At 70.1% G+C, this 23,072-nt stretch carries 20 protein-coding genes; 12 read left to right on the top strand and 8 right to left on the bottom strand.

From position 1 onward, the window contains the following. The first annotated feature begins 69 nt into the window (after nt 1-69). The 5 genes from coxB (at nt 70) to ABH926_RS20715 (ending at nt 5,521) form a co-directional block, all read left to right on the top strand. Complete coding sequence (gene coxB / locus ABH926_RS20735) at nt 70-1,017, top strand: cytochrome c oxidase subunit II (protein WP_370367331.1); 948 nt, start codon at nt 70-72, stop codon at nt 1,015-1,017. Next, entirely contained in the window at nt 1,014-2,771 is a 1,758-nt protein-coding gene (gene ctaD, locus ABH926_RS20730) for a cytochrome c oxidase subunit I (protein WP_370367330.1), read from the top strand. The genes coxB and ctaD overlap by 4 nt, the downstream gene beginning before the upstream one ends. Beyond that, on the top strand, nt 2,768-3,187 hold the full coding sequence (locus tag ABH926_RS20725; protein ID WP_370367329.1) for a cytochrome c oxidase subunit 4: 420 nt from the start codon (nt 2,768-2,770) through the stop codon (nt 3,185-3,187). Before ctaD ends, ABH926_RS20725 begins: the two co-directional genes overlap by 4 nt. Nucleotides 3,188-3,414: 227 nt before the next feature. Then, the gene (locus ABH926_RS20720) at nt 3,415-4,731 is read left to right on the top strand and encodes an Ig-like domain-containing protein (protein WP_370367328.1); all 1,317 of its coding nucleotides are present in this window, start codon (nt 3,415-3,417) and stop codon (nt 4,729-4,731) included. Between the two features lie 73 nt (nt 4,732-4,804). Then, entirely contained in the window at nt 4,805-5,521 is a 717-nt protein-coding gene (locus tag ABH926_RS20715) for a Uma2 family endonuclease (protein ID WP_370367327.1), read from the top strand. A gap of 64 nt (nt 5,522-5,585) precedes the next feature. Here ABH926_RS20715 and trpD read toward each other — a convergent pair whose 3' ends face one another. Next, entirely contained in the window at nt 5,586-6,635 is a 1,050-nt protein-coding gene (gene trpD / locus ABH926_RS20710; protein WP_370367326.1) for an anthranilate phosphoribosyltransferase, read from the bottom strand. 159 nt (nt 6,636-6,794) lie between these two features. Continuing rightward, the gene (locus tag ABH926_RS20705) at nt 6,795-7,235 is read right to left on the bottom strand and encodes a hypothetical protein (protein ID WP_370367325.1); all 441 of its coding nucleotides are present in this window, start codon (nt 7,233-7,235) and stop codon (nt 6,795-6,797) included. 346 nt (nt 7,236-7,581) lie between these two features. Here ABH926_RS20705 and ABH926_RS20700 point away from each other — a divergent pair, with 346 nt between their 5' ends. Genes ABH926_RS20700 through ABH926_RS20685 form a run of 4 tightly spaced genes read left to right on the top strand, consistent with a single transcriptional unit; the run spans nt 7,582 to nt 11,813 of the window. Further along, nucleotides 7,582-8,202, top strand: coding sequence for a heme-copper oxidase subunit III (locus ABH926_RS20700; RefSeq protein ID WP_370367324.1), 621 nt, complete (start codon nt 7,582-7,584; stop codon nt 8,200-8,202). Between the two features lie 35 nt (nt 8,203-8,237). Then, a complete protein-coding gene (locus tag ABH926_RS20695) occupies nt 8,238-9,107 on the top strand; it encodes a c-type cytochrome (RefSeq protein ID WP_370367323.1) in 870 nt (289 codons plus the stop codon). Next, the gene (locus ABH926_RS20690; RefSeq protein ID WP_370367322.1) at nt 9,100-10,179 is read left to right on the top strand and encodes a Rieske 2Fe-2S domain-containing protein; all 1,080 of its coding nucleotides are present in this window, start codon (nt 9,100-9,102) and stop codon (nt 10,177-10,179) included. The genes ABH926_RS20695 and ABH926_RS20690 overlap by 8 nt, the downstream gene beginning before the upstream one ends. After that, nucleotides 10,176-11,813 carry a cytochrome bc complex cytochrome b subunit gene (locus ABH926_RS20685; protein WP_370367321.1) on the top strand — a complete coding sequence of 546 codons (1,638 nt, stop codon included), beginning with the start codon at nt 10,176-10,178 and terminating at the stop codon, nt 11,811-11,813. Before ABH926_RS20690 ends, ABH926_RS20685 begins: the two co-directional genes overlap by 4 nt. 376 nt (nt 11,814-12,189) lie before the next feature. Here ABH926_RS20685 and ABH926_RS20680 read toward each other — a convergent pair whose 3' ends face one another. The 4 genes from ABH926_RS20680 to ABH926_RS20665 all read right to left on the bottom strand — a co-directional run bounded on the left by ABH926_RS20680 (nt 12,190) and on the right by ABH926_RS20665 (nt 18,338). Further along, the gene (locus ABH926_RS20680; RefSeq protein WP_370367320.1) at nt 12,190-14,724 is read right to left on the bottom strand and encodes a DEAD/DEAH box helicase; all 2,535 of its coding nucleotides are present in this window, start codon (nt 14,722-14,724) and stop codon (nt 12,190-12,192) included. Nucleotides 14,725-15,027: 303 nt separating this feature from the next. Further along, entirely contained in the window at nt 15,028-15,951 is a 924-nt protein-coding gene (locus ABH926_RS20675) for a class E sortase (RefSeq protein ID WP_370367319.1), read from the bottom strand. Nucleotides 15,952-15,972: 21 nt separating this feature from the next. Then, a complete protein-coding gene (locus ABH926_RS20670) occupies nt 15,973-17,091 on the bottom strand; it encodes a hypothetical protein (RefSeq protein ID WP_370367318.1) in 1,119 nt (372 codons plus the stop codon). Nucleotides 17,092-17,150: 59 nt separating this feature from the next. Further along, nucleotides 17,151-18,338, bottom strand: a complete 1,188-nt coding sequence (locus ABH926_RS20665) for a homogentisate 1,2-dioxygenase (protein WP_370367317.1) — start codon at nt 18,336-18,338, stop codon at nt 17,151-17,153. An 88-nt stretch (nt 18,339-18,426) separates the two neighbouring features. Between ABH926_RS20665 and ABH926_RS20660 the strand changes: the two genes are divergently transcribed. Both ABH926_RS20660 and fahA read left to right on the top strand, forming a co-directional pair. Continuing rightward, nucleotides 18,427-19,275: a hypothetical protein gene (locus ABH926_RS20660; protein ID WP_370367316.1), complete on the top strand. Its 849-nt coding sequence runs from the start codon at nt 18,427-18,429 to the stop codon at nt 19,273-19,275. A 55-nt stretch (nt 19,276-19,330) separates the two neighbouring features. Continuing rightward, the gene (gene fahA / locus ABH926_RS20655; RefSeq protein ID WP_370367315.1) at nt 19,331-20,572 is read left to right on the top strand and encodes a fumarylacetoacetase; all 1,242 of its coding nucleotides are present in this window, start codon (nt 19,331-19,333) and stop codon (nt 20,570-20,572) included. 131 nt (nt 20,573-20,703) lie between these two features. Here the strand turns inward: fahA and ABH926_RS20650 are convergent, their stop codons facing one another. Together ABH926_RS20650 and ABH926_RS20645 are read right to left on the bottom strand one after the other, a co-directional pair. After that, entirely contained in the window at nt 20,704-21,414 is a 711-nt protein-coding gene (locus ABH926_RS20650; RefSeq protein WP_370367314.1) for a tyrosine-protein phosphatase, read from the bottom strand. A 23-nt stretch (nt 21,415-21,437) separates the two neighbouring features. Next, nucleotides 21,438-22,124: a bifunctional DNA primase/polymerase gene (locus ABH926_RS20645; protein ID WP_370367313.1), complete on the bottom strand. Its 687-nt coding sequence runs from the start codon at nt 22,122-22,124 to the stop codon at nt 21,438-21,440. 118 nt (nt 22,125-22,242) lie between these two features. Here ABH926_RS20645 and ABH926_RS20640 point away from each other — a divergent pair, with 118 nt between their 5' ends. Next, the gene (locus ABH926_RS20640; protein WP_370367312.1) at nt 22,243-23,040 is read left to right on the top strand and encodes a tyrosine-protein phosphatase; all 798 of its coding nucleotides are present in this window, start codon (nt 22,243-22,245) and stop codon (nt 23,038-23,040) included. Nucleotides 23,041-23,072: the final 32 nt, after the last annotated feature.

Here is a 23,072-nt window from a genome sequence, read left to right as displayed (position 1 = left end):
ACACCGGGTGCGATCCCGGCGGGTCCGCCGCGTGCCTGCCGCCAAGGCTTGAACCTCGGGAAGGCAACCTTGAGTCCACACGGCTCCGACCCGTCGCCGCAGCGCACCACCCCGGCGCGGCGATCGCGGCGCGCGAAGCTCGGCGTTCTTGCCGTGGCCGGGCTGGTCGCCACGACCGCCACCGGCTGCGACAGCGGCCAGTTCAAACGGCTCGGGCTGCCCGCGCCGGCCACCAAGGAAGCGCCGATCATCCTGCACCTGTGGCAGGGCTCGTGGATCGCCGCGCTCGCCGTCGGCGCCCTGGTGTGGGGCCTGATCCTGTGGTGCGTCATCTTCTACCGGCGCAAGCGCACCGGTGTGGAGATCCCCGCGCAGACCCGCTACAACGTGCCGATCGAAGTGCTGTTCACGGTCGTGCCGTTCATCATGATCGCGGTGCTGTTCTTCTTCACGGCCAAGGACGAGTCCAAGCTCCTGGCGCTGCACAAGGACCCCGACGTGAAGGTGAACGTCGTGGGGCGGCAGTGGTCCTGGTCCTGGAACTACAACTACGACGCGACCACGCAGCAGGCCACCCCCGGCCAGCTGGCCGTGTACGACGCCGGCACGCCGGCGGACCTGCCGGTGCTGTGGCTGCCGGTGAACGAGCGGGTGCGCTTCACCCTGACCTCCACCGACGTCATCCACTCCTTCTGGGTCCCCAACTTCCTGTTCAAGCTGGACGTGGTGCCCGGCCGGGTCAACGAGTTCGAGCTCACCCCGAACAAGGAGGGCGAGTTCATCGGCCGCTGTGCTGAGCTGTGCGGCGTCGACCACTCCCGGATGCTGTTCTACGTCAAGGTCGTCTCCGCGGCCGACTACCAGCAGCACCTGAAGGACCTGGCGAACAAGATCGACCCGGTGACCGGCAAGGGCCAGACCGGTCAGATGCCCGTGGGCTACAACCCGAACGGCGTCCCGCTGCGCGTCGGCCCGCTGACCGGTATCGGCAACGACACCACAGGGAAAGAAAAGTGACGGCCATCAGTGAACCGCGCGCTGTCAGCGCGCCGTACGAGCGCCGTGTCCCCGGCAACATCGTGGTCAAGTGGCTGACGTCCACCGACCACAAGGTGATCGGGTACATGTACCTCATCACGTCGTTCTGCTTCTTCGGCATCGGGGGCCTGCTGGCCCTGCTGATGCGCGCCGAGCTCGCCCGGCCGGGTCTGCAGTTCCTGACCACCGAGCAGTTCAACCAGGCGTTCACCATGCACGGCACGATCATGCTGCTGATGTTCGCCACCCCGCTGTTCATCGGGTTCGCGAACGTCATCGTGCCGCTGCAGATCGGCGCCCCTGACGTGGCCTTCCCGCGGCTGAACATGTTCGCCTACTGGCTGTTCCTGTTCGGCTCGCTGATCGCCGTCGGCGGCTTCCTCACCCCGCAGGGCGCCGCGGACTTCGGGTGGTTCGCCTACTCGCCGCTGACCGACGCGATCCACTCCCCGGGCATCGGCGCGGACATGTGGATCATGGGTCTGGCGCTGTCCGGCTTCGGCACCATCCTCGGTGGCGTCAACTTCATCACCACCATCGTGTGCATGCGCGCGCCCGGCATGACGATGTTCCGCATGCCGATCTTCACCTGGAACATCCTGCTGACCGCGGTGCTGGTCCTGATGGCGTTCCCGGTGCTGGCCGCCGCGCTGTTCGCGCTGGAGGCCGACCGCCGGCTCGGGGCGCAGATCTTCGAGGCCGACAACGGCGGGGCGCTGCTGTGGCAACACCTCTTCTGGTTCTTCGGACACCCCGAGGTGTACATCGTCGCGCTGCCGTTCTTCGGCATCATCTCCGAGATCATCCCGGTCTTCAGCCGCAAGCCGATCTTCGGGTACAACACCCTGGTGATGGCGACGATGTCGATCGCCGGCCTGTCGGTGACGGTGTGGGCGCACCACATGTTCACCACCGGCGCGGTGATGCTGCCGTTCTTCGCCTTCATGTCGTACCTGATCGCGGTGCCCACCGGCATCAAGTTCTTCGACTGGATCGGCACCATGTGGCGCGGCTCGCTGAGCTTCGACACGCCGATGCTGTGGTCGGTGGGCTTCCTGGTCACCTTCCTGTTCGGCGGTCTGACCGGCGTGCTGCTGGCCTCCCCGCCGATCGACTTCCACGTGCAGGACTCGTACTTCGTGGTCGCGCACTTCCACTACGTGCTGTTCGGCACCGTGGTGTTCGCGATGAACGCCGGCTTCTACTTCTGGTGGCCGAAGTTCACGGGCAAGATGCTGGACGAGCGGCTGGGCAAGATCCACTTCTGGATCCTGTTCGTCGGCTTCCACACCACCTTCCTGGTGCAGCACTGGCTCGGCGCCGAGGGCATGCCCCGCCGCTACGCGGACTACCTGGCCAGCGACGGGTTCACCACGCTGAACACGATCTCCTCGATCGGCTCGTTCGTCCTGGGCGCCTCGACCCTGCCCTTCCTGTACAACGTGTACATCACCGCCAAGCGCGGCAAGAAGGTCACGGTCGACGACCCGTGGGGCTACGGCCGCTCCCTGGAGTGGGCCACGTCCTGCCCGCCGCCGCGGCACAACTTCACCTCGCTGCCGCGCATCCGCTCCGAATCCCCGGCCTTCGACCTGCACCACCCCGAGGTCGCGGCCCTGGACCTGGGCCACGGGCACGGCAAGAAGCCCGCGGTGGCCGCCGCCAAGCCGGCGTCCGCGCGGCAGGAGACCCAGGACACGACCGGGACTGACACGGAGGACGGTGCCAAGTGAAGGTCGAAGCCAAACTCTTCGGGTTCGTCGCGATCTTCCTGATCATCGACATCCCGGTGTACTGGTTCCTGTCCAAGGACACGGTCGGCACCACCGCCCTGTCGATGGCCTTCGGCCTGTGCGCGCTGGTGTGGTTCTACCTGTACTTCACCGCGATCCGCATCGGACCGCGCCCGGAGGACCGCGACGACGCGGAGATCGCGGAGATGGCCGGCGAACTCGGCTTCTTCTCCCCGCACTCCTGGTGGCCGCTGTACACCGCGGGGTCCGCGGCGATCGCCTTCATGGGCATCATCTTCGGATGGTGGCTGCTGCTGATCGCGGTGCCGTTCGGCGCCTACTCGGTGATCGGGCTGGTGTTCGAGTACTACCGGCGCGAGAACAACCGGTACGGCGAGGTCGGTGCGGAGCACTGAACCGGCGCGGCTGCCGAAGGGCAGTCCGCTGAAGCTGTAGAAAAGGGGCCGGGCCTCGGAGCGATCCGGGGCCCGGCTCTTTTTTGTGTCCCAGGAATGTCACGAGACGACCTTCTTTCGAGATCAGGCGCAACGCACAACGCCCCCGCGGCGTCTATCCCGGTGTAAGACGTAAGGATCATCAAGGGCTTGAAGGTATGACAGCTCACGTGGAACGGGAGGGACTCGTGGCACACCAGATCGGGCACGGTGGCACCGCGGGCGGAGGACGCCGGTGGCGGCGCGCCGCGCAGTGGACGGCGTCCGCGGCGGCGGTGGCGCTGCTGGCGGGCGCGTGCGGCGGCTCGTCGGGCGGCAAGACCGCGGCGGCGCCGGTGGGGGACGGGCAGACCGCCTCGTCCGGGTCCTCCGGCGGTGCGAACGGCGCCGCTGCCCCCTCGTCCTCCGCCGCGCAGCCGATGACGCTCTCGGCCAGTCCCGCGGACGGCACCCAGGGCGCCGACCCCGGCAAGGGCATCCAGGTGGCCGCCGTCAACGGCAAGCTGGAGAGTGTCACGGCCGCCGACGCCTCCGGCAAGACCGTGGCCGGGGCCCTGGCCGCCGACGGCTCCTCCTGGGCCTCCACGGGCAACCTGGCGATCTCCAGCACCTACACGGTCGTGGTGAAGGCGCAGGACGGCTCCGGGGGCGAGAAGACCACCACCTCGAAGTTCACCACCCTGACCCCGGGCAAGCGCCTCGGTCTGGACCACTACGTCCCGGACAACGGCACCACGGTCGGCGTCGGCCAGCCGGTCGCGGTCTTCTTCACCAACGCGCCGAACGAGAAGGACCGCGCGGCCGTCGAGAAGGCGATGACCGTCACCACCACCCCGCACGTGGACGGCGCCTGGAACTGGCGCAGCGACACCGAGGCGGACTGGCGCCCGCAGAGCTACTGGCAGCCGGGCACCAAGGTGCAGGTGCACCTGGGCCTGAACGGCGTGAAGGCCGGCGAGACCACCTACGGCTCGTTCACCAAGGACTTCTCCTTCACCATCGGCGACTCGGTGATAAGCACCGTGGACCTGGTGAAGGACAAGATGACCGTCACCAAGAACGGCCAGGTCCTGCGCACCATCCCGGTCAGCGCCGGCGAGGTCCCCAAGCACCCGACCTGGAGCGGCAAGATGGTGGTCCTGGAGAAGGACGCCTCGCTGCAGATGACCTCGGCCTCGGTGAACTTCACCGACGCCTCGGACTTCTACGACCTGAAGGTCCAGGACGCGGTGAAGCTCACCTCGTCCGGCACCTTCGTGCACGCCGCCCCGTGGAACGACGGCAAGTTCGGCCGCGTGAACAGCAGCCACGGCTGCATCGGCATGAGCCTGGACGACGCGGCGTGGTTCTTCAACACGGTGAAGATCGGCGACGTGGTGGACGTGCTGCAGTCGGCGAACACCAAGTCGAACGTGACCACGAACCCGAACCCGGGGTTCGACGACTGGAACCTGAGCTGGAGCCAGTGGTTGAAGGGTTCGGGGGCGGGGGTGCAGGGGCAGTAGGCCTCAGCGCTCGGTCGCAGTCCGCAATCGGTTGGCCACGTCCTGTCAGAGGGCGTGGCTAGCCTTTTGGGGTATGACAGTCGCTATGAACTACGAACCGCCTCCGCCTCAGGTCGCAGACCTGGAGAAGTCGGCAGAGCTCTGGGCCGCCTTCAGCCTGGTGGAGTGGGCCGGCCTGCTCGACGGCGTCACCCTGGAGATGTGGGAGCACATCCCCGAGGACTTCTGCCGGGATCACGAGCTTGACAACGGCCGCCTGATCCGGCGCGAGTCCGGCAGCCGGGGCCACCAGCTTGCTTCACGCCGGCTGGCGAACGCGATCGAGGACGCGGCCAAGAAGGCGGTGCGCGCCGGAGCGCATCCGTGCTTGACGGTCTCTTACGACGTGGACACCCGGCTGTGGGAGGTCCCACGTTCCACAGTGCGCCGCCCCGATGTCCTCGCCTACCGCTGCGTGGAGTCCGAGGAAAAGCTGTGGGCGAAGGATGTGCTGCTCGTGGTCGAGATCGTGTCGAAGTCCAGCCAGGCGACCGACACCGGGCAGGACAATCCGGATACCGGCTTCGAGTCGAAGATGACTCAATACGCGCGTTCCGGGATCAAGCACTACTGGATCGTGCGGCTGAAGCCCGATGACTCGGCTGTCGAGTCGATCGAGCAGTGGCGTCTGGGGGAGTACCACGGCCGGTACGCACAGGTCGCGTACTGGGAATCCGGGCTCAGCCGTGACGCGGTCCTGACCGACGAGCCGTTCCCCATCGCCATCAGCTGGTCCGACCTGGAGTTCTGACCTCGCAGGTGTCCGCCCAGGCGACCGGCGGGCACCCACAATCAGCGGGCACCCGAAACCGCCTCTACCGCTCCCGCACCAACCGCTCCGACACCTCGACCCACTTCGCCAGCACCCGCTCGGCGGCCCCCGAATCGATCGCCTCCGCGGCCTTGGACAGGCCCGCGCCCAGCCGTGCCGTCACCGGCTCGCCGGAGGGCTCCAGCGCCGCCAGTGCCGCGGCCGAGGACAGCAGCACCGCGTCGCGTACCGCGCCCTGCTCGCCGGCCAGCATGCGGCGGGCGACTCCGGCGTTGAACTCCGGGTCGGCGCCGCGCAGGGCGGTGACCGGGGAGTACTCGATGCCGACGTCGCGGGGGTCGAAGACCTCGCGGCGGACCTGGCCGCCGGTGGCGGTCCAGACCGTGGTGGTGGTGGCCACCGAGATCTCGTCCAGGCCGTCGTCGCCGCGGAAGACCAGGGCCTCCACGCCGCGGCGGGCGAACACGCCGGCCACGACCGGGGCCATGCGCTCGTCGAAGACGCCGACCGCGCCGGCCTTGGGCCGCGCCGGGTTGGTCAGCGGGCCCAGGAAGTTGAAGAAGGTCGGGATCGCCAGTTCCTTGCGGGGGACGCCCGCGTGGCGCAGGGAGGCGTGGAAGACCGGGGCGAAGCAGAAGGTGATGCCCACCTCCTTGGCGACCTGGGCCACCGCCTCCGGTGCCAGGTCCAGGCGGACGCCGAGCCGCTCCAGCACGTCCGCGGCGCCGGAGGAGGAGGACGAGGCCCGATTGCCGTGCTTGACCACCGTGGCGCCCGCGCCGGCCGCGACGATGGCCGACATCGTGGAGATGTTCACGGTGTGCGCGCGGTCGCCGCCGGTGCCGACGATGTCCACGGTGGCCCCGGGGACGTCGATGAGCAGCGCGTGCTTGTACATCGAGCGGACGAAGCCCTCGATCTCGTCGACCGCCTCGCCCTTGGCGCGCAGCGCCACCGCCAGGCCCGCGACCTGGCTCGGGGTGGCCTCGCCGGTCATGACCCGGTCCATGGCCCAGGCCGCGTCCTGGACGGACAGGTCCTCGCGGCGCAGAACCGCCGACAGGAGCTCGGGCCAGGTGCGCTGCTCGGTCATCGGCGGTTCGCCTCCGTCTCTGTGCATGATCCGGTCAACCCAGTGCATGATCCGATAACCCCGGGCGTGATCCGCTCAGCGGAACGCTCAAAGGGGTGAATCTCAGATGGAGAAGCGGCCCGGGGCCTGGGCGGCCCAGGGCTCCTCCGCAGCGGAACCCTACGCGGCGACGCGCTTGGCGAGCCGGGCCCGGACCAACTCCGCGACCGAGTCTGCCAGGGCGACCGGGTCGATCGGGTGCGGCGTCCACGCCTCGGCCCGCGACCAGGTGGCCAGCCAGCCGTCCTGCGGGCGCCCGGTGAGCACCAGGATCGGCGGGCACTGGTAGATCTCGTCCTTGAGCTGCCGGCACACGCCCATGCCGCCGGCCGGGGTGGCCTCGCCGTCCAGGATCAGGATGTCGAAGCCGCCCTTGTCCACGGCGTTGACCACGGCGGCCGGCGTCGCGAACTCGTGCGTCTTGATCGGCGGCAGGTCGGCCGCCACCCGGCGCCCGAGCGCCAGCACGACCTTCTCCCGGGTGGTGGAGTCGTCGCTGTAGATGAGGACTTTGATGGCGGTCTCGCTGGCACTACCAGCGTTGCCGTGCTGGTTGTTCATGGGGCCGAGCTTACTCGGCGTACAAGCTCGGCTTCCAGACGGTCAGGGCGCCGATCCGGCGGGTTCGGCCGGGCCCGCCGAACTCCGGGATCCCGCCGGGCCCGGCCGGCCTCACCCGTCCGGACCAGAGCCCGGCCTCCGGTCGCTTTTACGCAGATCGGACATGTCGGCGCGGCGAGCCCGGCAACCGTCGCTCAGCTGGTAGAGGCGGCATACCGAGCGTGTCCGAAACGGCCCGGGAACCCCTGGATCCGGGCCTTCGTTAACTCGATCGGCCCCATACACACAGGACACTGGTTCCTTAACACCCACCCCCGGCGCGGAGCCGCCATGGGGTGACGACATAATGGCGGCCGTGGCGACAGCAACTGCAACTACTCAAGCGGGGCAGGCCCACCGCCTGCCCAACCGGCCGAACCTGGTCAGCGTCGGAACGATCGTCTGGCTGAGCTCGGAACTGATGTTCTTCGCGGCGCTGTTCGCGATGTACTTCACGATCCGATCGGTGCACGGGTCGGCCTACTTCGTTCAGCAGGCCAAGCACCTGAACATGTCCCTGGCCGTACCGAACACCACCATCCTGGTGCTGTCCTCGGTCACCTGCCAGATGGGCGTGTTCGCGGCCGAGCGTGGGGACGTGCGGAAGCTGCGGAGCTGGTTCATCCTCACGTTCATCATGGGCGCGGTCTTCGTGGCCGGTCAGGTCTGGGAGTACTCGGCCCTGGTGAAGGAGAACTACACGATCGGCCACAACGCGTGGACGTCGGTGTTCTACCTCACGACCGGGTTCCACGGCATGCACGTCACCGGCGGGCTGCTCGCGTTCCTGTTGGTGCTGGGCCGGACCTACCTCGCCAAGCGATTCACCCATGATCAGGCCACCTCCGCGATCGTCGTGTCCTACTACTGGCACTTCGTCGACGTGGTGTGGATCGGCCTGTTCTTCGTCATCTACATCATGAAGTAGTCCGGACCAGTGGAATCGGTAAGGAATCCTCTGTCGTGAACACGCTTTCGGCACGACGGCGCCATCCGCTGGCCGCGTTCGTCGTCCTCTTCTTCGCGCTGGCCATGATCGGCGCGGCCTACGCCACCCTGGGCTCATCCACGGCGTCGGCGGCTGGTTCGTCGGCCTACACCGCGGACCAGATCGCCTCAGGCCAGAAGCTCTTCCAGTCCTCGTGCTCCTCCTGCCACAACCTGAACGGTCAGGGCGTGCAGGGCTCGGGCCCGTCGCTGATCGGAGTCGGCGCCGCCGCCGTCGACTTCCAGGTCGGCACCGGCCGCATGCCCGCGCAGCAGATCGGCCCGCAGGCCCCCAGCAAGCCGCCGGTCTTCACGCAGGACGAGATCGACGACATGGCCGCGTACATCAGCTCGCTCGGGGCCGGCCCGGCCGTCCCGGACGAGTCGGCGTACGCCGCCGACCCGAACGACGCCGCCAGTGTCTCCAACGGCGGTGTGCTGTTCCGCAGCAACTGCTCGCAGTGCCACAACGTCTCCGGCGCCGGCGGTGCCCTGACCGACGGCAAGTACGCGCCGTCGCTGAAGGAGACCTCGCCCAAGCACATCTACGAGGCCATGCTCACCGGCCCGCAGAACATGCCGATCTTCAACGACCACGTGATGACCCCGCAGGACAAGAAGGACATCATCGCGTACCTGCTGAACACCCGTTACGGCCCGAACCCCGGCGGCCTGGACCTGGGCGCGATCGGCCCGGTCTCCGAGGGTCTGTTCGTCTGGACGATCGTGCTGGGCCTGCTGATCGTGTTCGCCTGCTGGATCGGCGCGCACACCACCAAGGCGTCCCGCGCCCGTGTCGCGCACTTCGAGGCGACCACCGGGAAGGACGCGACCGACAATGACTGATCGGGACATGGAAACGGACCACCTGCCAGAGAACACCGGTGGGTCGGGCAACGGCACCCTGACCAAGGACGCCGTGGCGGACGACCCCTTCCAGGACCCGGGTCTGCCGGCGCACCGGCCCCGGGTCACCGACCTCGACCCCAAGGCCGCCAAGCGCGCCGAGCGCCAGGTCGCCCTGCTGTTCCTGATCTCGATCGTGGGCATCATCGGGTCGATGGTGTGCTACACCTTCGTGCCGAACACGAGGGTGCACACCTTCACGGGCCTGGGCACCGTGAACATGAACAACCTGGCTCTGGGCCTGTGCCTGGGCTTCGCGTTCCTGGCGCTGGGCGGCGGGGCCATCCACTGGGCCCGTACCCTGATGACCGACGTGGACCTGGTCCAGGAGCGGCACCTGATGAAGTCGGACCCCGAGTCCACCGCGTTCGCGGTCTCGGAGTTCAAGCAGGGCGTCGCGGACTCCGGCATCACCAAGTACCCGCTCATCCGGCGCTCCCTGCTGACTGCGATGCTGGTGCTTCCGCTGCCGGCGATTTGGCTGCTGCGCGACCTCGGCCCGCTGCCGGGTGACAGCCTGCGGCACACCCTGTGGGCCCCGGGCGAGAAGCTGGTCAACCCGAACACCGGCCAGCCGCTGAAGGTCTCCGACGTCACGGTGGGCACGCTCGCGCTGGCCAACCCGGCCAGCCTGAACGACGTCCCCGAGGAGCGGATCGACAACCTCGCCAAGTCCGCGGTGCTGGTCGTCCGGCTGCCCCAGGAGGCGCTGAAGGGCTCCGAGGCGCAGAAGAAGAAGCAGTGGGACTGGTCGGTGGACGGCGTCATGGCGTTCTCCAAGATCTGCACCCACGTCGGTTGCCCGGTGGCGCTGTACGAGCAGCAGACGCACCACATGCTGTGCCCGTGCCACCAGTCGACATTCGACCTGTCCGACGACGGTAAGGTCATCTTCGGCCCGGCCGCGCGGTCGCTGCCGCAGCTGCCGATCACGGTCGACGCCGACGGCAACCTGGTCGCCGTGAGCGACTTCCGGGAGCCGGTCGGCCCGAGCTTCTGGGAGCGCGGATGAGCGCCACGACTGCCCCGGTCGGCGGGGCCGCTGCCGACAACGAACCCGTGAAGACCGACCCGGTCTCCACCTGGGCCGACGAGCGGCTCGGGATCTACAAGGGCTCGAAGAACCTGATCCGGAAGGTCTTCCCGGACCACTGGAGCTTCCTGCTCGGCGAGATCGCGCTGTTCTCGTTCATCCTGATCCTGCTCTCGGGCGTCTTCCTGACGCTGTGGTTCAACCCGAGCATGGGCGAGGTCCAGTACAACGGCTCGTACCACCCGCTCGACGGCGTCTCGATGTCCGAGGCCTTCGCCTCGACCCTGCACATCAGCTTCGACGTCCGCGCCGGACTGCTGATGCGCCAGGTGCACCACTGGGCGGCCCTGATCTTCATCATGGCGATCATGGTCCACATGCTGCGCATCTTCTTCACCGGTGCGTTCCGCAAGCCCCGTGAGATCAACTGGCTGATCGGCTTCACGCTGATGGTGCTGGGCCTGCTGGAGGGCTTCGCGGGCTACTCGCTGCCGGACGACCTGCTGTCCGGTACCGGTCTGCGCATCGCCTCCGGCGTCATCCTGTCGATCCCGATCGTGGGCACGTACGTCTCGTACTTCCTGTTCGGCGGCAACTTCCCCGGGCACGACTTCATCCCGCGCCTGTTCACCATCCACGTGCTCCTGATCCCGGCGCTGATCGTCGGCCTGGTGACGGCGCACCTGATCCTGGTGTTCGTGCAGAAGCACACGCAGTGGGCCGGGCCGGGCAAGACCAACGAGAACGTGGTCGGCCTGCCGCTGCTGCCGGTGTACACCGCCAAGGCCGGCGGGTTCATGTTCGTGATCTTCGGTGTCTGCTTCCTGCTGGCGGGCCTGGTGCAGATCAACCCGATCTGGGCGTACGGGCCGTACGTACCCGACCAGATCAGCGCGGGTTCCCAACCAGACTGGTACATCGGCTTCCTCGAAGGCTCCCTTCGCATGATGCCGAACTGGGAGTGGAACATCTGGGGCCACACGCTGTCCTTCAACGTGCTGATCCCCTCGCTGGTCGTCCCGGGCATCCTGTTCACCGCCCTGGCCGTGTGGCCGTTCCTGGAGCAGTGGATCACCGGCGACAAGCGCGAGCACCACATCCTGGACCGCCCGCGCAACCGCCCGACCCGCACGGGCCTGGGCGTCGCCGGGATAACGTTCTACGGCGTCCTGTGGCTGGCCGGCGGCAACGACCTGATCGCGACCCACTTCCACCTCTCGGTGGAGGCCCTGACCTGGACCTTCCGCGTCCTGGTCTTCCTCGGCCCGGTGATCGCCTTCTGGTGCACCAAGCGCATCGCCCTGGGCCTGCAGCGGCGCGACAAGGACAAGGTCCTGCACGGCCGCGAGACCGGCATCATCAAGGTCTCGCTGGACGGCGAGTTCACCGAGGTCCACGAACCGCTGTCGGCCGGCGAGCGCTACCGCCTGACCGCGCACGAGGTGCAGAAGCCGCTGGAACTCGGCCCCGCCACGGACGAGAACGGCGTCGAGCGCCCGGGCAACCGCGCGCTGAAGCTGCGGGCCAAGGCCTCCAAGGCGATGTTCTCCGACAACGTGGAGACCACGGTCGAGGAGTACAAGGAGATCGAGGCCGGGCACGGGCACCACTGAGTGGGCTGTTGTTCGGTGATGTAGTAGCTGTCGCACGTCGCAGGGGTCTCGCCTTCGGGCGGGGCCCCTGTGGCTTTTGGAGTGGGGGGCTCCGGCGCGGCTCACGCAGTGGCGCGAGCGGGCGGGATTCGGCGGGCTGCGCTGGGCCGAGCTGCGCGGTGCCTGACGGGCATCATCGCGAGCGGGCTGGGTCGGCGACTGCCGGGTGCTTGTCGGGTCGAGCTGTTGTCGGTTGACCTGGGCCCTGCTGGCTGGGCAGTGAGCGGCCGGGGCCGGCGAGGACGGCTGACCAGGCGCGGGTGGGGGCTGAAGGCTCCCGGCGAGAAACCGAAAGGGGACCGCGCATGATGCGCGGTCCCCTTTCAGCACTCAGTGATTACCAGCGGCGGTCGCGAGTCGGGCGGTTGTCGCGCTGGTCGTTGCTGTAGCCGCCGCGGGGGCGGCCGAAGGCGGTGCGCTCGCCGAAGGTGCGGCGCTCAGTGGTGCGGTCGCGGTCGCGGTCGGAGGGCGTGCTGCGGGTGTCGCTGCGCTGGCCGTCGAAGCCGCTGCGCTGGCCGAAGCCGCCGCGGTTCTGCGTGCCGCCCCGGTTGTCGCGGTCGAAGCTGCGGGCCTGGCCGCCGCCGTTGCGGTCGCCGAAGCTGCGGCTCTGCGAGCCACCGCGGTTGTCGCGGTCGCCGAAGGAGCGACGCTCGCCGCCTCGGTTGTCGCGGTCGCCGAAGCTGCGGCCCTGGCTGCTGCCGCGGTCGAACGAGCGGCCCTCGGAGCCACCGCGCTTGTCGCGGTCGAAGCCGCCGCGGTTGTCCCGGTCGCCGAACGAACGACGCTCGCCGCTGAAGCCGCCGCTGCGGCCCTCGGAACCGCCGCGGTTGTCGCGGTCGCCGAACGAACGACGCTCGCCGCTGAAGCCGCCGCTGCGGCCCTCGGAACCGCCGCGGTTGTCGCGGTCGCCGTACGGGCGACGCTCGCCGCTGAAGCCGCCGCTGCGGCCCTCGGAACCGCCGCGGTTGTCGCGGCTGCGGTCGAAGCTGCGCCCGGAACCGTTGCGGTCGAACGAGCGGCTCTCGCCGCCGAAGCCGCCCCGGTCACCGCGGTTGTCGCGGTCGCGGTCGAAGCTGCGCCCCGAGCCGTTGCGGTCGAACGAACGGCCCTCGCCGCGGTCGCCACGGTTGTCGCGGTCGAACGAGCGCCCGGAGCCGTTCCGGTCGAACGAACGACGCTCACCGCCGAAGCCCGAACCCGAACCCGAACCCGAAGCCGAACCGGCCCCCGGACCCGAACCCGTCCGCTCGCCGCCGAATCCGCTGCGCTCGCCGCGGTCGCGGCCGAAGCCGCCCCGCCCGTCGCGCTCCTCGAAACGGCCGCCGCCGCGGTGGCCGCGGTCGAAGCGGTCGCGGTCCTGGCGGAAGCCGTCGCGTCCGCCGCGGTAGTTGCCGCCCTCGCGGTTGCCGCGGAAGCCGTCGCGGCCCTCGCGCCGGTCGTCGGACATGCGGGCCTCGCGCGCCGCGCGGCGGGCCGAGTGGTAGGCGTCGGCCTCGGCGACGTACTCCGCCACCGGGCGGCCGCCGGTCAGCTCGCGCAGGGCCTCCGAGCTCGGCGTGACCCGGGTCAGCTCCGCCTCGACGCCGGCCGACTCCAGCAGGCGCACTGTGCTCTTGCGCTGCTTGGGCAGGACCAGCGTGACCACGGTGCCGCTCTCGCCGGCGCGGGCCGTGCGGCCGGCGCGGTGCAGGTAGTCCTTCGGGTCGCCGGCCGGGTCGACGTGCAGGACCAGGTCGATGCCGTCGACGTGGATGCCGCGGGCGGCGACGTCGGTGGCGACCAGGACCGGGACGCGGCCGTCCTTGAAGTCCGCGAGGGTCTTGGTGCGGGCGCGCTGGGTCATGCCGCCGTGCAGGGCCAGGGCCGAGACGCCGGACTCGCGGATCTTCTCGGCGATGCGGTCCGCGCCGAGCTTGGTGCGGGCGAACAGGATGGTGCGGCGGCCGTCGTCGCCGCCGGGCGTGTGCCGGGCCGCGATCTCGGCGGTGACCAGCGCCTTGTCCGCCGGCTCGACGATCAGCAGGTGGTGGTCCATCTGCGCCCGGTCGTCGTCGTCGGGGGTCACCGAGTGCAGGACCGGGTCGGTCATGTACTTCTTGACCAGCTCGTCCACGGCGCCGTCGAGGGTGGCGCTGAACAGCAGGCGCTGGCCGGCCGGGTCGGTCTGCGACAGCAGCTCCGAGACGATCGGCATGAAGCCCATGTCGGCCATCTGGTCGGCCTCGTCCAGGATGGCGATCTCGACCTCGGACAGGTCGCACTCTTCCTGCTCGATCAGGTCGGTCAGCCGGCCGGGGGTGGCCACCAGCAGCTCCACGCCGCGGCGCAGCGAGAAGACCTGCTTGTACATCGGCGCGCCGCCGTAGACCGCGGCGATGTCCGCGCCCACGGCGAAGCCGTACGGCTGCAGGGCGTCGCTGACCTGCATGGCCAGCTCCCGGGTCGGCACCAGGACCAGGGCCAGCGGCTTGCCCTTGCGGGCCCGCTTGCCCTTCAGGTTCGCCAGTGCGGCCAGGCCGAAGGCCAGGGTCTTGCCGGAGCCGGTGCGGGCCTTGCCCAGCACGTGCCGGCCGGCCAGGGCGTCCGGGATGGTCGCGGCCTGGATCGGGAAGGTGTTGTGCACGCCGCTGTCGGCGAGCTTCTTCACCAGCTCCTCGGGCAGGCCCAGGTCGGTGAACGCGACGGGCTCGGTGTCGGCCGATTCGATGTCGGTGTCGACGTCCTCGTCCTCGTCCTCGTCCAGAGCGTCGAGCTCGTCGTCGAGCTCAAGCTCGTCGGCAAGATCGTCGGCGTCGGTGAATTCGGTGTCGAGCTCGGCGGCGGGAGCGAACTCCTCGGCCGCGATCTCGTTCTCAGGGGTGATTGCAGACATGGCTGATATAGCCCTTCTGAAGGCGGACACGTCCTCAGGGGCACACGAGCGCATGGATTGCGCCGCAGCGGGTTACAGAACGGTCACTAAGGCGGCCTGGTCCCATTGTTGGACGACCAGGTAGGCGATAGCCGCGCCTGAAGTGGCGGACCGGGGAATGGCAGGTTCCGGACCCCACTGCGTTCTGCGTCACATGAAGGAAGCCGGTTTCCGACCGGCTTCTAGGTGACCTGTCCCGCGCAGCGTTCGCTTGGATTCGATCCATCGTAGCGGCCACCGGGGCGAATCCAAGAATCGCGCAGGTCAGGTGTGCCGGTTGGGATCCTTCAGCTCCGCCGGCGGGGGCCCGTTCAGCGGGTCCACGCGTACCAGATGACCCCACCAGATGAGCCGGTACGTCGAGGCCCACTCCGGGGTGCACGTCGTCAGCGTGATGTACCGGCCGGGCTTGGTGAACGGCCCGCCCTTGGGGATCGGCGCGATCGTCCCGATGTTGGTCGGGTCGGTCTGCGGCAGCTCCTTGTCCAGCGCGTAGACGTACCAGCCGTGGGTGGTCTCCACCACCACGTGGTCGCCGACCCGCAGCTGGTTGATGTACCGGAACGGCTCCCCGTACGTGCGCCGGTGCGCCGCGACCGCGAAGTTCCCGGTCGGGTCCCACGGCATGGCCGTGTCCGGCGTCGTGTAGTGCCCGACGGCGCCCTTGTCGAGCACCTTCTCCTTGTCCACACCCTGCATCACCGGGATGTTGGTCTTCCCGATGGCCGGGATGGTCATCAGGGCGAAGCCCTCGCTCGGGGCGAACGCCGACTTGGGCTGTGTGCCGGCCGGCGCGTTCGGCGTCAGCTGGTGCTGGAACTGCTGCTGGATCGAGTTGGCCTCGGAGTTGGCGGCCTTGTTCGCCTCCACGTTCGTCCACCACAGGGTGTAGACGACGTACAGCGCCATGACCGCGCCGAGCGTGATCAGCACCTCGCCGACGCCGGAGAGCACCGCCAGCCGGCGCTGCGCCGACTTCCTGGCGCGGTCGGCGGTCCGGGCCGACCGTTCGCCGGGCGGGGGCGCCTGGTAGCCGTCCCCGTCAGGGGCCTGGGACGGCGGCGGCGTGTAGACGATCTTCGGGATCATCTCCGTCTGTGCATCCGCGGGGGAGGGTGCGTCGGTGATCCGCGGGATGTACTCCGTCGGGGCCTCAGATTCCGGCGGGACCCCGTGGTTTTGCGACATGCCCGAAACCGTAGCGGACGGTCATTCTTCGGGTGGGCTGTATCCCGAATGCCGGGGACCGCTTGGGGCCTCCCATTCCGATTCCGGCGTTGTCGCGGCGGGTTTGGGCCCTCGCCGCCGTTGCCAGAAGACGTACCCGCCACCTGCGAGGACGACGATGAACCCGATCAGCAGGACGGGGCTGAAAGCGCTTGATCCGCCGCCGCTGCCGGCCGCCGCGCGTGACCCGTTCGAGGGACCCGTTGAGAAAACCGGGTTGGTCGGCCAGGCGTTGGCGGTGTCGGTGGTGCCGGGAGCCGAGGCTTGAGGTGTCTGGGCACCGGATGGCGAACCCGAGGCGGCCGATGACGGGGCGCCCGAAGCAGAGGACGTACCCGCGCTCGTCGGCGCGGACCGCGTGCTCGGCGCGGTCCGGGGCGGCTGGTTCGCCGGGAACATCGCGTCGAACCCCGGCAGCGTCCCGGGATCCACCGGGTCCAGGCTCACCGCCTGCACCGGCGCGATGATGCCGAACCCGAGCCGGTCGGTGTGCAGGTTCCCCGAGGCCGGGTTGATCGAGCCGGCCATCTGCGCCACCACCTGCCGCGCGGGCCAGTTCGCGTGGCCGGCCCGCAGGATCGCCGCCAGGGCGGCGACGTAGCCGGAGGCGGTCGAGGTGTCGTTGCCGTAGGCGGCCAGCGTCACCGCCGGACCGGAGGAGGACGACTGCTGGGGCGCGCCGGAATCGTCCGCGGAGGCCACGTTCACCACACCCTGCGGACGCGGCGACATCGCCTCCCCGGTGTCCCCGGCCGCCGCGATCACCAGCGCCTGGCCGCCGATCGAGGCCGGATCGACCGAGGTGTCGGCGACGACCACGATCGCCCCGTCGGCCGATCCGGTCGCCACGGTCGCGTCCGGTGCCAGGGCACTGATCGCGCAGGCGGCCTCGGCGACCCGGTCCGGGGCGCCGACCACGCCGATGGTGACGCCGCCGCCCTTGGTGCCGGCGACGGTCCAGGCGCGGGTGGCGTTGAACGCCAGCATCGCACCCTGCGAATCAGGGCACGAAGAGGCGGCGGCGCGGGCCGGCGCGGCGGCCGTCCCGAAGCCGGCCAGCAGGGCCGCGCATCCGATGGCGGCCAGAGTCCTTCTCAGCACATGGTGACGCTACCCGAAGCCGGGCGGTCTCAACGGTGACCGCCCGCGCCTCGGTGCTGTCAGCTCCCGTTGTGCCGGCCCGACCACGTCCACGCGTACCCCGGGTCCTCCGAGGCCACGCCGCCGTCGCCGATCTCCAGCGGCCGGAACGTGTCCACCATGACCGCGAGCTCGTCGAAGAAGTCCGCGCCGATGGAGCGCTCCGCGGCACCCGGCTGCGGACCGTGGGTCAGGCCCGAGGGATGCAGCGAGATCGAACCCTGACCGATGCCCGAGCCGCGCCGCGCCTCGTAGTTGCCGCCGGTGTAGAACAGCACCTCGTCGGAGTCGACGTTGTGGTGGTTGTACGGCACCGGGATCGACAGCGGGTTGTAGTCCACCTTGCGCGGCACGAACGAGCAGATCACGAAGTTCGGGCCCTCGAAGGTCTGGTGCACCGGCGGCGGCTGGTGCACGCGGCCGGTGATCGGCTCGAAGTCGGCGATGTTGAAGGCGTACGGGTACAGGCAGCCGTCCCAGCCCAGGACGTCGAAGGGGTGGTGCGCATAGGTGAGCTTGGTCCCGCCGGCGCGGTGGCGCACCAGCACCTCGACGTCGGAGCCCTCGGCCAGCAGCGGCTCGGACGGTCCGCGCAGGTCCCGCTCGCAGTACGGCGAGGACTCCAGGAACTGGCCCTTCGCGGACAGGTAGCGTTTCGGCGGGCCGATGTGCCCGGTGGCCTCGATCACGAACAGCCGCAGCGGCTCGCCCTCGCCGCCCGCCGGCACCCAGCGGTGGATGGTCGAGGTCGGCAGGATCACGTAGTCGCCCTGCCCGACTTCCAGCGCGCCGAAGGAGGTCTCCACGACTCCCGACCCGGACTCCACGTACACGCACTCGTCGCCTATGGCGTTCCGGTACAGGGGAGAGGCCGCGGTCGCCGCGACGTAGGAAAGGCGCACGTCTCCGTTGCCCAGCAACAGATGCCGGCCGGTGACGGCGTCCAGGCCCGAGGCGTCCAGCTTGTGCGTCAGGAAGTGCCGCGGCTTGAGCGGACGGTTCGCGACCGCCCCGGACAGCGGCCCCGGCGGCTCCCATTCCACCGAGTCCACGATCGCCGTCGGAAGCCCGACGTGGTAGAGCAGCGCGGAGTCGGAGGAGAAGCCCTCGACGCCCATCAGCTCCTCGGAGTACAGCTCGCCGTCCGGGCGGCGGAACTGGGTGTGGCGCTTGTGCGGGATCTCGCCCACTGCGCGGTAGTAGGCCATCGCCGCCGTCCCCTTCGTTCGGTCTGTTCCTGTTCGATAATCGGACGTCGCTGTCCGCTCTCTTCGACCATGGGCTACCGTGGCGGTCATGTCAACCGCCGACCCCGGCGCCCTCGGCGTCCTGTTCGCAGAGCTGATCGACGACGCGGCGCTGTTCCCGCCCGGCGACGCCCCCATCGCCGAAGCGGTGCCCGCGCACCTGGCCCACGACTCCGGCGTCCACAGCGGCCTGCTCGGCCGTTTCCTGTGCCCCGTCTCCAAGCTCGCCGCCCTGAAACCGCTCTTGAGCCCGGACGAGGGCCTGCGGCTGGGCCTGATCGGCGACACCGGTGTGGACGGCCTGCTGGCCGCGTTCGCCGAGCTGGCGGACGACGACCGGGTGATCCTGGAGGCCGTCGAGATCCGCCATCCGGGCGAGCGTCTGGAGGATCTGGAGCAGAAGCTTCCGTACGGCGTCGAGGCCTACATCGAGATCGCCCCGGCCGACATGCGGTCCCTGCTCCCCACGCTCACCGGCCGCGAGCTGCTGTACGCCAAGCTGCGCACCGGTGGGCTGACCGCCGAAGCGTTCCCGACGCCGCTGGCCGTGGCCGAGTTCATGGTTGGCTGCGCGGACCTGGAGGTCGGCGTGAAGTGCACGGCCGGCCTGCACAACGCGGTGCGGCACACCGACGCCGAGACCGGGTTCACGCACCACGGCTTCCTCAACGTGCTGCTGGCCGCCGAGCGCGCGAGCGACGGCGCGGAGATCGAGGACGTCGCGGCGGTCCTGGAGCTGGCGGACGGCGCTGAACTGGCGGAACGTGTCAAAGCTCTGACGGTCGAGGACGCGGCCCGGACCCGCGATCTGTTCCACGGCTTCGGCTCCTGTAGTTTCCAGGAGCCGATCGACGATCTGGCGGGCCTGGGCCTGCTGCCGGACCTGCCGACCTACTGAAGGGCCCGGCCGACTGACGCGCCGACGGCCCCGTGCCACCGAACGAAGGACGGTTATGACACAGCCCACCTGGGTCCCGCTCCCGCCCCAGACCGACTTCCCGGTCGAGAACCTGCCCTACGGCGTCGCGACCCACGGTGAGCGGCCGGCGCACGTGGTCACCCGGATCGGCGACTTCGTCGTCAGCCTCGGCGCGCTGGCCGGCGGCGGCCTGCTGGACGGCACGATCGAGGAGCCGGCGGCGTACTTCGCGATCGGCACGCTGAACCCGTTCATGGCCCTCGGCGCGCCGGCCTGGGCGGCGGTGCGGGCCCGGCTCACCGAGCTGTTCACCGACCCCGAGCACCGCAAGGCCGTCGAGCCGCTGCTGGTGCCGCTGACCGACGTGGTGCTGTATCTGCCGTTCCAGGTGGCGGACTACGTGGACTTCTACTCCTCCGAGGACCACGCCACCAACCTCGGCCGCATCTTCCGGCCGGACGGCGAGGCCCTGATGCCGAACTGGAAGCACCTGCCGATCGGCTACCACGGCCGCTCCGGCACGATCGTGCCCTCCGGCACCCCGATCGTCCGGCCGTCGGGCCAGCGCAAGGCACCGACCGACGAGGAGCCGCGCTTCGGGCCCAGCGTGCGCCTGGACATCGAGGCCGAGGTGGGCTTCGTGGTCGGCACGCCCTCGCCGCTGGGCGGCGGGGTGCGCGTGGAGGAGTTCCAGGACCACGTCTTCGGCGTGGTGCTGGTCAACGACTGGTCCGCGCGCGACATCCAGGCCTGGGAGTACGTGCCGCTGGGCCCGTTCCTCGGCAAGTCCTTCGCGACCTCGATCTCCCCGTGGGTGGTCCCGCTGGCCGCGCTGCAGGACGCGCGGGTCGCGCCGCCGTACCAGGACCCGGTCCCGCTGCCGTACCTGCAGGGCGAGACCTGGGGCTACAACATCCACCTGGAGGTCAAGCTGAACGGGAACACGGTCTCCACGCCGCCGTTCGCGGGCCTGTACTGGACGCCGGCGCAGCAGCTGGCGCACATGACGGTGAACGGCGCGAGCCTGCGCACCGGCGACTTCTACGCCTCCGGCACCGTCTCCGGCCCGCTGCCCGAGCAGCGCGGCTCGTTCATCGAGCTGACCTGGAACGGCACCGAGCCGCTGGCCCTGGCCGACGGATCGACGCGCACCTTCCTGGTGGACGGCGACACGGTCGCCATCGGCGGCGTCGCGCCGGGCCCGAACGGGGCGCGGATCGGGTTCGGCGAGGTGGTCGGGACGATTCAGTCGGCGGTGCGGCGGCCGGCGCTGTAGGGCTTGCCGGGCGGTGCGGCAGTCAGCGAGTTGCGGGGCCGGTCGGCGGTGCGGCAGTCAGCGAGTTGCGGGCCCGTCGGCGGTGCGGCGGCCGGCGCTGCAGGGCGCCGCTCGCCGGTGTGTGAGTTCTGTCACTCGCGTGTGCACAGGCGGGCGTCCAGGGCTGCGAGCTCCGCTTCGGAAAAGCCGTTCGCCAGGAGGTAATCCGGCATCTTCAGCCCGGCGATCGTCGAGCTCAGCGAGGCCTCGATGGTGGTCCCGTGCTCCGCGAGGCGCTCGCCGGCCGCGACGAGCTGGTCGCGGGCGCCCAGGGCGGCGTAGCGCTCCTTCATGCGGTCGAAGGTGAGCAGGTAGTCGGCGACGATCTCGCCGGGTTCCGCGCCGGCCAGGACCAGCAGGACCAGCGCGATCAGGCCGGTGCGGTCCTTGCCGCCGGCGCAGTGGACGACGACGCAGCCCGGTGCCGCGGTGGCGATCGCCCTGACGGCGGCGATCACGCGCTCCGGGTACTCGGCCAGCAGCGCCGGGAGGTACAACGGCGTCGCCATGTTGTCGATCGGCGTCCAGTGCTGGGCGAACGGCGTGCCGGGCTCGGGGTCGAGCGGTGCGCGGACGGTCGTGATGCCGGCGGGCCGGGGTGCCTCGTCCGGCCAGTCCTCGTCCGCGGCGCGCAGATCGAGCACCGTGCGGACGCCATAGTCCCACGCGGCAGCCCAGCCGGCCGCGGTCAGCCGGGTCGGGGCTTCCATCCGCACCACCGCACCGGGCTTGATCCGGCCGAGGCCGCCGAGGTCCCGGACGTTGACGCAGCCTTCCCAGGCGAGATTCCTGTTCGCGGTCACGCGGTTCAGGGTAGGGAAGGCCGTCAAGCCGCGGAGAACTCCGCGAGCACATCGGCCAGCACCTCCAGCACCACCACCGCGTCCGGCAGCGGGGTGCCGTCCGCGGGCCAGTACACCCAGCGCGCGGTGCTGCCGTCCATGCTCACCGACGGCGGGACGAAGACGTAGCTGCCCCGGTCGTGCCAGCGCAGTCCGGGGTGTTCCTGCAGCGTCTCCGGCCGGCAGTCCAGGGAGCTGGACCACCACTCGTCCTCGTCGACGTCCTCGGTGTCGGGGTTCGTCCGCGGGGCGGTGAAGAACAGGTAGCGGCCGTCCGCTTCGGCGACCGGGCCGGGGGCGGTGCCGGAGACCAGGATCCGGCGCAGGGCGTCGGCGCCGGCCTGTTCGGGCACGTCGAGGACCGAGTGGGTCTTACCGGTCGGGGTGGCGTAGTTGGCGCCGGGGTGGCGGGCGCGCCACTGGGCCAGCCGGTCGGGATCGGCGCTGGCCTCGACCTGCCAGGCGCGCGACAGCGGATGCGCGGCCGGGGTGGGACAGCCCAGACGGTCGCAGCTGCACGAGCCCTCGAGCGGGGCGGCCGCCGGGACCACCGCGAAACCGGCGGCGACCAGGCGGTCGAGCGGATCGAGAAGGCCTTCGGAGCGCAGCCCATCGGGGGAAGCGGCGTGGTCGCGCTTCCTGTTTTTGGCAGGTCGCCAACTCCTCGGCACCCAAGCCCCCTGACGTGGTCGAAGGCCTAACGCGGTAAGGGTCAGGATACCCCCTGGTAACCCGGTCTTCGTCAGGGGGTGCCGGTGGGGCGAAGCGTGGCGCGGGTAGCGTGTGCGCGTGACCACACCTGAGCAGGGGTCCCGGCCCGCCGCCGCCGACCGCCGCATCCCGCTGGCCGGCACCTTCAACGTCCGCGACGTCGGCGGCTACCCGGCCGCCGGCGGCACGGTGCGCGCCGGCCGGCTGCTGCGCGGCGACGCCCTGCACCGCCTCGACGACACGGCCCGCGCGGCCCTGGCGGGCCTGCCGGTCCGCACCGTGGTGGACCTCCGTGAGGACTTCGAAGTCCGGCTGTCCCCGGACGCCCTGGACGGCACCGGCATCGCGGTTTTGCGGCTGCCGGTCTTCCGCGTCACCGGGGACTCGTTCGGCAAGTCCCCCGAGGACCTCACGACGGTCTACGAGCACATGGTGGACGCCTGCGGCACGGTCCTGGCCGAGGCCGTCGCGCACGTCGCGACCAGCACCACGCATCCGGTCCTGGTGCACTGCTCGGCCGGCAAGGACCGCACCGGCGTGGTGGTGGCTCTGGTGCTGGCGTTGCTCGGCGTGGCCGACGAGGTGATAGCCGAGGACTACCACCTCACCAGCGCCTACCTCGCCGACGAGTTCACGCAGGCGGTCGAGCAGCTGCAGGCCTCCACGGGCCTGGGGCAGAAGCTCCACGGCCAGGCGCTGGCGTGCCCGCCGGAGCTGATTTTGGCGACGCTGGCGCGGATGCGCGCCTCGCACGGGTCGATCGAGGGGTATCTGCTGGCGCACGGGCTGACGGCGGAGCAGATCGAGGAGCTTCGCAGGAGTCTGATAGAGCCGGTCACAGTCGTGGAGGTGGTCGCGGTGGAGGCGGCTGACTGACGGCGGAAGCTGCCCCGGTGCTTCACCACCGC

The sequence above is a fragment of the Catenulispora sp. GP43 genome, assembly GCF_041260665.1.
GTDB lineage: Bacteria > Actinomycetota > Actinomycetes > Streptomycetales > Catenulisporaceae > Catenulispora.
This window is presented reverse-complemented; position numbering and strand designations above follow the sequence as displayed.